Source organism: Thermogemmatispora sp. (assembly GCF_019683755.1).
Lineage (GTDB): Bacteria > Chloroflexota > Ktedonobacteria > Ktedonobacterales > Ktedonobacteraceae > Thermogemmatispora.
Genome location: NZ_JADGHT010000163.1, coordinates 1 through 10,011, shown reverse-complemented (window position 1 = coordinate 10,011; position 10,011 = coordinate 1). Strand labels below are relative to the sequence as shown.

The following is a 10,011-nucleotide window of genomic DNA, read 5'->3' as shown; positions in this document are numbered from 1 at the left end:
AGACGGCTTCGGCACGGGCCGCGCCGCACTGTTCGATCGTAGAGTCTGCCTTCCGCATTTACGCCAGTCACTGCCCTAGCTGGAAAAATTCCCATCAGTGAACATCAGGCTTCTCTGCTCATCTCGTGCATGGCAACCAGGCAAATCATAGGGCTGGTGCTGACTGCTAGAGAACCCTGGGCCTGGTGTGCTCCTGCAGCCTCCTCGCAGCCAGGCGATCGACATCCTCCCCATCTCAGCGGCTCAGGTCCTCTTCTCAAGGAGAGCTATGGCGCAAGCGCTCCAACTCGGTAGCATCGGGGACAGCGGCGCTTCCGGTCAAAGCAGTGGTGGCGAGACTGCCGCAGATGGTGCCGCAACGCAGGGCCTCGGGCAACGAATAACCGTGGAGCAGAGCATAGATAAAGCCGGCATCAAAGGCATCGCCTGCGCCGGTCGGATCAATGACCTCGCTCACTGGCCAGGCTGGACAGTGCCAGAGCTGCTCTCCCTGGCAGGCCAGCGCACCCTCGGCCCCCAATTTGATCACCACCAGCGGTACGAACTGCGCCAACTGCCGTGCTGCAGCTACGGGGTCATGAGTGCCTGTCAAGGCCTCCGCCTCCAGGCGATTTGGCAGGAAGACCGAGCACTGGCGGAGCACCTCCGGCAGCCGCGGATCGCCTAGCAGCCTTGGATGCCAGCCTGTGTCGAGAAAGATCGTGATCCTCTGCTGTGCCAACAGCTCCAGCACAGGCCCCAGGGCTGGATGCACATGGAGAAAGGCGGCCCGCCAGCGATAGCGCGACAGCAAAGCACGTAGCTCGGCCAGTGTTAGAGGAGGCAATAGCTCTGGGGCGAGCGTGCTCGCCTCCTCGAAATTCCTGAATTCATCCAAGGCCGGGCGGGCAGGAGGCTCAGCATAGGAGACAAAGCCGCGCTCACCATCATGAACCAAGGCGACGCTCACGGCGGCAAGGCGCTCATCACGCTGGCGCACCAGATCGCAACAGATTCCGGCCTGCCTCATCTCCTCTAGCAGATAGCGGCTCAAACAATCATTCCCCAGCTCGCCGAGCAGAGCAACCCGTAAGCCAAGGCGGCTCAGGGCCGCAGCCGTATTAAAGACGGCACCTGCGCCGATTGCAAAGCGGGTCGCATAGACCTCCTTACCGGGCGCTGGCCAATGCGGAAGGCCACTGAAGATGAGGTCGATGCAGGGATTGCCAATGATCAGGACATCAAATTCATTGCGTTCCACAGGGACACACCAGTCGCTGGCTCTCGCGAGCAGCTCAGCCCGGTCAGCCCCAGAAATAACCAGCGGGCGCCAGGCTGACTACTGGGCCAAAGACATGAGACGAGAGTAAAAGGTGGACTCAGAGAGATTGCTCAGTCTTCTGACCTTATGCTAGGGCAGACGCCTGGCCCTGTCAAGAGGAAGGAGCAGCGGCGACAGCATTCCAACCAAAGCAGACAGACAGACGGACAGAAGAGCAACGGCAAAGAACAACAAGAAAGCGCCTGCCCGCTGGGGGCGGCCCCAGCCTTGAAAAAGGATGCAAGACGGCCAGGAGGAGGTCCGCTGATGCGATGCGCGAGCGCTGGCGCCATGGCCCGGCTTCATGGCCCTTACTTGTGGGTCTCTCGCCCCCAGGGCCGCCGCAGCTCATCAGGGAGGGAGGGGAGGCGGCTCCTCTACTTGTTCTTGTGGCTCCTGGCTGGCCATCAGGTTGCCTGGCATGCGTCCATGCTTGACCACGAAGCCATGAGGATAGGGACGAAGTTCGATCAAGTTCGCCTTTTGACCGTGACGCGCCAGCAACTGTCGGCACTGCTCTTCGGCTTCAGCGCGCGAAGAGGCGTAAATGGGCTCCAGGTGATGATACTGGCTGTCGCCAAGTGTGTATTCCACCATCCAGAGGATCTTTTGCGGCGTTGACTGGTCAGTCATAGCTGCGTGCCACCCTTTCAGCAGAAGTTGTGCAGGCGGGTGCGCCACCCCAAGGCCCCACACCTGGGCGGACAGCTGGTATTGGTGTTCCAGGCTGCCTCTAATATGACGAACGCCGTTGAGAGCAATCAAACGCTAGCGTTGATTTTTTACTAAACTACTAAAAAACGGGGACGGATCTCCAAAGTTGCAGATGCTGCACAACCTCTGCGGCCAGACTGCGAGGATGCTGGAGGCCGGCAGCGATCAAGGCTGCGCCAAAGGCGGCCTCAAAGCCGCGGGGTTCGTGGGGGGCGTAGGGGAAGTAGTAGAGCTGATAGACCTCTCCAAGGCGGGTGGCCAGAGTTTCACTGCGCCGGCCACTGATCACCACCTCATCCAGATGGTGAACAGCCAATAAACCGGCCAGATCGCGTACAAGCCCTTCCCAATACGCCTGCTCAAAGCGCCCCTCAGTGGGAGCGGTGGGGGGCAAAGGCAGGGCGGGATCGCGGGGTATACCATGAACGCCATCGGTCAGATAGCCATCCTCAACCACCAACACCTGCCAGCAAGCGCTGTGAGCCGCCAGGACTAGAAAGCGCATTTCGGGCCAGCTTGTCTCACGCTGGCGCAGACGATAGAGCAGCGTCACCACGCGGCAGACTGCGGCTGGGCTAGCGGGCAGGCGTTCCAGCAACAACCGGTAAGCTGGCACCGTTGGCAGATGCAGCAGACCGGGCAAGACATAGCTATGGAGATTCAGGCGGCCCAAGGTCTCCAGGAAGGTTGTCAACGCCAGGGGAATACTGGTCGACGGTAGCGAGCCGCTTGCCGGCTGGGCAGCCGTAGCGCCGGCGGGCAGAGCGGGCAGCGGCTCATCATAGCCCGCTGTTAAAGCGGCCACCTGCTCAGAGGCCAGGCGATCAAGCCGTTCAAGGGGCAGACCATTACCCGCTGCCAGCGTAATCACTGGCTCTGGAAAGAGGGCACAAAGGCGAGTCAGACTAGCCAGCAGCTCGGCAGGCGATGCGAAACAGTGGTATTCCGGCGGCTGGGCCTCATCCAGTAAACAGAGCTTCCAGCTTCTGCGACCATAGTCAATACCGATACTCAGGCTCATCGTCACTGCTCCCAGGCCCCTCCTCCGCCGGGGAGCGGCACACAGGCGGGCATTCTCCGTATTCGATCGCCCTCGCTGCTCGTCTCCGCTACCCACAGCTCAGGTTTGGTCTTTGCCTGAAATTATAGCATGCCACTACGCCCTCGTGCACCCTTTTCTCCCAGCCCTGCTCTAGCGCTGCAGCCCCTTGACAGATATTCCTGGTGATGGGACAATAAGAACATAAAATACCAGCAGACGAGCACCATGAACGTGAAGCCGGCAGACTGCCGGCGCCAGGGGTCCTGTTCCGTGAGGCCCCGGAGTGGCCTGAGGGGCCTGGCCTCGGCGCTTCTGCTCATCAGTGCGCCAGACGAGGGCGGGCGAGCAAAGTGCCAGGTGTGCCAGCCCTATTGGACGGCTGGGCCGGGCTTCCCTGGGGAGTCCAGGGAGGCGGTTACTCGTGCCAGCGGGACAGGACAATGAGGCGGCTCTCCCTCCTCTGCTCGCTTGCTTACCTTCCCTATCGACAGCCCCTGTCTATGAGGAAGTAGAGCGGTCGCTCTCAGCATGACAACGGACGACAGGTTCAGTCAGTCTGGAAAGAGTGCAAGGTCATGTGCATGCCGTCGCAGGAACAGCCTGCCTCTAGCCCGAACAGTGAACATCAGCGCTTGCTGAGCGCTTTACGTGAGAGCGAGATTCTCCGCGAGCTGGCAGGTCTGCTGGCCTCCTCTTTAGATCTGGACCGTGTGCTACAGGTACTGGTGCAGCGCACGACTGAGGTCTGCCAGGTTGGGCGCTGTGCCGTCTGGCTGCATGATGAGGAGCGCCAGCTCTTGCGTCCTGTTGTCTACCATCTGGCGCGTGAGCTAGTTGACGCCAAGCGCCAGCGCATCGCTGATCAGCTCTGGTATCGGAGCACTATTCCCACGGCTAACCCTCTCATGAGCCGCTTGCTGGGCGGGCGTGAGATGCTATATATATACGATCTACGAGATGAGCGCTCATTGCGCGCCTTAGCCGAGCTATTCCTCGTCCGTTCGATTCTCCTTGTTGCCCTCGTGCGTGAAGATCGTCCTGTGGGTGTGATGTCGCTTGACAACCCAGGCGAGCATAGCAGCTTCTCAACGGAGCAGCAGCAGCTAGCGCGAGCCATTGGCCAGCAGGCGGCGGTGGCCATCGATAATGCGCGCCTCTATCAGCGTGCTGAGAGCGAGCGCCAACGAGCCGAGCAACTGATTGAGCAATCTCAGGCTATCTATCAGGTGGCGATGGCTGTCAACTCCGATGAGGACCTACCGACAATCCTGGAGATCGCTACCCAGCAGCTACGCCAGGTCCTGAAAGCCGAGAGCGGAAAGATTCTCCTTCTGGAAGAAGGGCGGCTCTATCTTCCCTGCTCGAGCGAGGAGGGTCTTGAAACTGTGGTCAAGCGGCAAGAGCGACAAGGGCAAGCGTCGAAAGCGGCGCTGGCAGAAGAGCAGGCGGAGGGCATGGAAGGCAGGAGTGAGGGGCAAGCGCTCGTATCACGCTGGCGCGGGCGCGTCGCGGCTTCTCTCGACGAGCTGCCTTTCTGCCGTCAAGCAGCGACGAGTGGTCAACCGCTCTTTGTCCCACTTGATCGCCTGGGCATTAGTGAGCTGCACTGGTTTCAGACCCAGAATCTAGAACATACCTTGATAGTCCCTCTGATGGTTGGGGTTCGTTCGTCCTGGCCCGTGGACGAGCAAAGCCAGCCTGGTCAGCGCTGTGTGGGTCTGGCCTTTGCCAGTTTTAGCGATCCCCACTTTCGGCCCTCGAAGGGCCATTATACCTTTGCCCAAGACATCGCCGCGCAGTGCGCTCTTGCGATCCAAAAGACCCAACTGCTGGAGCAGGCGCGCCGGGCGGCGTTACTGGCGACCGAGCGCGCCAATACGCTCAATGCGGTCTTCCATGCCATGACGGAAGGCATCTCGGTGCTCGATATGCAGGGCCGCTTGCTGATGGCCAACGCCACCGCGCGCGAGTTCGTGGGTGAGCGCCTGGAGGGGACCGTCACTTTGGAGGAGCTGCTGCGCCGTCATCCAGTCTACACGCTGCAGGGGCAACCGCTGCGCAGTGAAGATTTTCCCCTGGCCCGCGCTCTGCGTGGTGAGCAGGTGCGGGGAGAGCGCTTCATCACACGCCGCGCCGATGGGCGCGAGCGCATCCTTGAGATCAATGTGGCGCCCCTGCTGGCACCAACAGGCCAGCAACTGGGGGTAGTCAGCGCCTTCCGCGACATCACGTCTCAGATGCGCATCGAGCAGCACATTCATCAAGCTTTAGAGACCATGCTGCGCATGGCTGAGGCCCTCTCCGGTCTGACCGAAGTGACGGCCATTCTGCGCAGCGTGCTCAGTATGGCCTTGCAGGCTCTGGACTGTCAGCGTGGGCTGGTAGCGCTCTATGATCCCGAGCGGGATCAGCTTGGTGAGCGCCTTCACCTGGAGCGAGAGCAGGGTGATCAGGAGCCGCCTGTCGATCTGGCTGAGAGTGTGGCAAGGACGACTCATCAGGCTGAGGGGCAGATCGAGATCCAGCTACTTGACTGGCTGCTCACAGCCCTCTTGAACTATGAGGATTATGCCTTGCAGTTGCGTGCGGGCCATGCCTTCATCCTGACGCCTAGCCAGTTTCTGCACCTGCACCGTCTCGGTCGTGGCCACGGCCAGGAGCGCCAGCTACCGGCCTTGCCCGTGGATGTCAGCCGTTGGTTGACCTTAGTAGCGCCGATCACTCATGGCGGGCGCCTGCTTGGAGTGATGCTCCTCATGCGGCCTACTGCCTTTGCCTTAGAGGAAAACGAGGGAGGCGATGAAGGAAGCGAGCTGCAGTATGAGTTCACCATCTGGGAGATGGCAGTCATTGAGGGCGTGGCGCAGCTTGCAGGCCTGGCCATCGAACAGGCGCGCTGGCAACAGGAGGCCATTGCGGCCCGCGCCAGCGAAGCGGCCATGCGTGAGGCGAATGCGCTTAAAGATGAGTTCCTGGCCATTACTGCTCATGAATTCCGCTCTCCCCTGACTATTATTCTGACCAATGCCCAGTATGCCAGGCGCACTCTCAACCGCGGTAGCGGCCCGCGCCAGCGCGAGCGCTTGCTTGAGCAACTGGGAATGATCGAGGAACAAACGCGCTTGCTGACTAACATTGTCAATACCTTCCTGGAGGCCACGCAGATCAACCGCGGGCAGCTCGTCATTGCGCGCGAACAAGTGGATCTAGAGGAGCTAGCACAGCAGGTAGTGGCCCAGCATCGGACAGCGACGGCTCTCCATGAACTGGCCTGCCGCATTGACGAAGGGGGACGCCCCTATCTGGTGAGTGGCGATCGTGAGCGCCTGCTCCAGGTCCTTGTCAACCTCATTCAGAATGCGATAAAATACAGCCCGCAGGGCGGGCCGATCTTCCTCTCGCTCTGCCGCTGCCCGCGGGAGAGTGGCAGTCTCATTCAGGTGGAAGTGGAAGATCGCGGCATCGGCATCCCACCAGAGGCGAAGGAGCACCTCTTTGAGCGCTTTTATCGCGCCCCCAACACTGGCGCCAGTCAGACCCGTGGCCTGGGTCTAGGCCTCTACTTTGTGGCTGAGATCCTGCGCATGCACGGTGGTTCCATCCGCGTTGAGAGTAGTGGTATACCCGGCGAGGGGAGTCGTTTCATCCTGACACTGCCTGCCCTGGAGAACGAAGCGAGGCGGTGAAGCAGGAGCGAGCAAGTGCCAGAAGCGAAAGAGCTGCCGAGCCGATCCCTTGATCTGCGAAGCTGGTTGTTGGAGCTGGCGCGGACAACGATGGCGCGCGAAGGTAACAGCGATGTGGCTCATGATATGGACCATATTGCACGGGTAATGGCCCTGGCCGAGACTATTCAGCGGCGCGAAGGTGGCGATCTGACCATTATTTGGGCGGCGGCGGCCTTGCACGATATCGGCCAGGAACGCGAGCGCCGCCAGGGGGGCGACCATGCCCTCATTGGGGCCCAGATGGCCGCCGAGCTGCTGAGCGGTACACCCTTCCCTCAAGAGGCCATCCCGGCAGTCCAAGAGGCCATCGCTGATCATCGCCTGACTGCGGAACAGCGACCGCGTTCTCTGGAAGGCCGAGTTCTCTATGACGCTGATAAGCTGGATGCGCTGGGCGCCATTGGTATCGGACGCCTGTACATGATTACTGGCAGACGCGGGCAGCGAGTCTATGCTCCTCTGCCAGAGGATGTGGTCCTGCCAGTTTCTCCTCGATATGTGCGAGAGCTGCGTAATCGTTCCGATTATTCACCTTCGATCGAGTTTCGCCTGCTCTTTACGGATCTGCCTGAGCAGCTCTGCACAGCCACCGGGCGCGAGTTAGCGCGTCAGCGCTACGCTTTCATGCGTGAATTCTTCCAGCGTCTGGAGGCGGAGGCGCGCGGCGAATACTAGCCGGCGTAGCCCCAGACGGGCTTGAGCAAACTGATCCGCTCAAGCTAGGCCGGTCTTCATCGGCTAGCTGCGCTCAGGTGATGAGGCGCGAGCGGAGAGTGGGGCCGGCTCTAGCCAGCCGTTGAGCGTCCGGCGCTGTTGCCCAGCGGTACACTCTCCAGCACAGCATAGTGAAAAGGAGTCTCGCGCTGAGTGGGAGCGCTCAAATGGACCGTAAAGCCCCGGCCCGGCTGGAGAGAGACATACTGCACAACGACAGGCCCTGGATCGCCTGTCAGAGTCACCAGCACCACGCTAGCCTCACTGACTGCCGGGCAGCTCACGGCAACCTCCCCTTGCCCTCGTGCGAAGCAGCCTCTACCGACTTGCCAGCGGAGTGGGAGCGCGCTCCCCATCGCACCCGGGCCTGACTGCTCCTGCTGAGGCTGGCTGTGGGCAGCCAGAGGACCAAGAGGATGAAGAGGACCACTGGGTCTGAGAGGGCCTGACGTAGGCAGAGGACGCTCAGGCGGTAGAACAGAGGAGGAGGCGCTCGCATCAGGCCGGGTTGAAGCGCCGGAGGAGAGATAGCCGCTGCCAAGTGCCGGCAGAGGGCGGGTGCTCTGGGAGGGTGTCGCTGGTGCCGGGCCGCTTAGAGCGGAGGAAGGGCTGCTAAGCTTGGGAGCCGCTTCCAGGCGCACGCGCGTTGTCCGACCGGCCAGGCGCTGAGAAGAGGAGCGCGCCGGCGTCTCACGTGGCTGGGGCAAAGCTGGCGCCGGTCTGATGGCCCCGGGAGCCGTTCCGGTCTCAATTCTCGTCTCATGGGCGCGCGGGTTGGCCTGTGGGGCAGGGGCCTGATTCTGCGAAGAGGCCCTAAGCGGTCGCTCCCCTGCTGACCTGGAGGTAGCTTCTGGGAACGATGATAAGCTGGCGCCATCAGCAGTGCCTGTGGAGGGAGAAGATCCCGTCTCGGTCTCTGTTGACAAAGCGGGCAGCACTGCTGTGATCGGCGCAGGCGGACGCTGCTGCGGCTGCCGTACTTTCCCCAAGGCAGCCAGAGAAGCTGTGACGCGCCGTGCAAAAGCGGCGAAGACACGATTCGTCGCCAGTTTCTCCGCCTCACCCTTCTCCTCGCTGTCACTCTCTGTCCCCCCAGAGGCGGTCAGCGCCCTGGCGTCTGGACCAGATCCAGGCTGCTCCTGTTCTCTCATCTTACCCTCTGGGGTAGGTGAGGCCGCCAGTTCGCGTGACTGTAGACTCAGACGTGGTGGAATAAGCCCGCTTGACTGTATGTCAGCCGACTGGGCGCTAACCGGCTCTTCTCCTGACTCATCTTCCTCCAACGGCTCGGCGCTCGCGCGCTCGGCAAGGACATCCTCGACCGAGGCCGACAAGCGCTTGCGGCCTCGCTCGGCGCGCCGGTGCCAATGGAGGTTCTCTCCCTGCTGTTCCTGCTCGAAACGAAGATCTTCTTCTCTCCGAACCATAGTACTCCCCTTCCAGACGAACACGTAGACACTGCGGCGCTGGAGAGATCTAACTCTCTACATACGCTGGTATTCGATAGCATGTTTTCACGCAGTATAACACAGAGCGAGACAGAGCGATGGGAAAGATAGCACATTTGGGCCAGGGAACTGAGAGCGATTTCACGCATAGGAATATACGGTACCCTCAATTTTCTGGGCTTGAAAGTGCTGCAGCGACTGGCTAGAATAAAGCCCGACGTTGCCCAGTAGTCAGGAGCTGCTTCTCAAGTAGCCTGGCTGGCTGAGGAACGCGACACATACCAGTTATTTTGCCGATGTAAAAGGATGGATCTGGATGAAGTTCAACGGAACGTATAAGTTTCATGCACCGAGTCAGCGCGTCTTTGAAGCTATTTTGAACCCAGATGTACTGAAGCAATGTATTCCTGGTTGTGAGGCGGTCGAGTATGCCGACGCCAACCATCTAAAAGTGACCCTGTCGGTTCCCCTGCCGGGCCTGAAGGGACCCTATACGGCTCTACTCAACATTGTCCAGCGTCAGGCGCCCAACCTGCTTGTACTGCAACTACAGCGTCAGGGGCGCGGTGGATCTATTGATGCCACAGCGCAGATTACGCTCAATGATGAGCCTGATGGGGCGTTGCTCTCCTATGAGGCGAATGCCGAGATGAGCGGTCCGATCGCTGTAGTCAATAATCCGGTGGGGCAAGGTGTAGCAAAGAATTCTCTCAGCACATTCTTCAAGAACCTGGAAAAGGTGCTGGCTGCCTAAGAGGCTCGCGTGCCTTGGCTTCCGTGCTGGGCGCCTTCCGTCCAGAGAGAGCCAGAGGCCTGCACCAATTCTCTTCTGACCCTCTATCTTTGCCAGGCGGGCAAGCAAGCGCTAAGAACTTAAGGTTTTTTGATGCCGCAGCCGTTGCGCTCTCGCTTTCTATGGCCTGCCTGGCTTCTTTTTGAGTGCCAGTTTTGATACAACTGTGACGGAAGGGCGAAGCAGGTCTTCCACTAGACGATCTGAGCGCGGAAGGCTCTTTCTCTGGCCATACTGACTCATGGAGCTGAGAACGTGCCGGGCCTCTGGAC

Annotated in this window: 7 protein-coding genes; 3 read left to right on the top strand and 4 right to left on the bottom strand. The window is 60.5% G+C overall.

Annotation, left to right across the window (positions count from 1 at the left end; translation table 11 throughout):
* Positions 1–256: 256 nt before the first annotated feature.
* The 3 genes from IRZ24_RS11730 to IRZ24_RS11720 all read right to left on the bottom strand — a co-directional run bounded on the left by IRZ24_RS11730 (position 257) and on the right by IRZ24_RS11720 (position 3,035).
* Complete coding sequence (locus tag IRZ24_RS11730; protein WP_297164297.1) at positions 257–1,240, bottom strand: carbohydrate kinase family protein; 984 nt, start codon at positions 1,238–1,240, stop codon at positions 257–259.
* Between the two features lie 411 nt (positions 1,241–1,651).
* Positions 1,652–1,933, bottom strand: a complete 282-nt coding sequence (locus IRZ24_RS11725; protein WP_297164294.1) for a hypothetical protein — start codon at positions 1,931–1,933, stop codon at positions 1,652–1,654.
* A 160-nt stretch (positions 1,934–2,093) separates the two neighbouring features.
* Positions 2,094–3,035, bottom strand: coding sequence for a DUF1464 family protein (locus IRZ24_RS11720; RefSeq protein WP_297164300.1), 942 nt, complete (start codon positions 3,033–3,035; stop codon positions 2,094–2,096).
* A 596-nt stretch (positions 3,036–3,631) separates the two neighbouring features.
* On the opposite strand from IRZ24_RS11720, the gene IRZ24_RS11715 reads away from it, so the two are divergent.
* Together IRZ24_RS11715 and IRZ24_RS11710 are read left to right on the top strand one after the other, a co-directional pair.
* The gene (locus tag IRZ24_RS11715; protein WP_297164291.1) at positions 3,632–6,742 is read left to right on the top strand and encodes an ATP-binding protein; all 3,111 of its coding nucleotides are present in this window, start codon (positions 3,632–3,634) and stop codon (positions 6,740–6,742) included.
* Positions 6,743–6,757: 15 nt separating this feature from the next.
* Positions 6,758–7,459: an HD domain-containing protein gene (locus IRZ24_RS11710; protein WP_297164287.1), complete on the top strand. Its 702-nt coding sequence runs from the start codon at positions 6,758–6,760 to the stop codon at positions 7,457–7,459.
* 110 nt (positions 7,460–7,569) lie between these two features.
* Here the strand turns inward: IRZ24_RS11710 and IRZ24_RS11705 are convergent, their stop codons facing one another.
* Positions 7,570–8,925 carry a hypothetical protein gene (locus tag IRZ24_RS11705; protein ID WP_297164284.1) on the bottom strand — a complete coding sequence of 452 codons (1,356 nt, stop codon included), beginning with the start codon at positions 8,923–8,925 and terminating at the stop codon, positions 7,570–7,572.
* 337 nt (positions 8,926–9,262) lie between these two features.
* On the opposite strand from IRZ24_RS11705, the gene IRZ24_RS11700 reads away from it, so the two are divergent.
* Positions 9,263–9,700, top strand: coding sequence for a CoxG family protein (locus IRZ24_RS11700; RefSeq protein WP_297164281.1), 438 nt, complete (start codon positions 9,263–9,265; stop codon positions 9,698–9,700).
* Positions 9,701–10,011 lie beyond the last annotated feature (311 nt).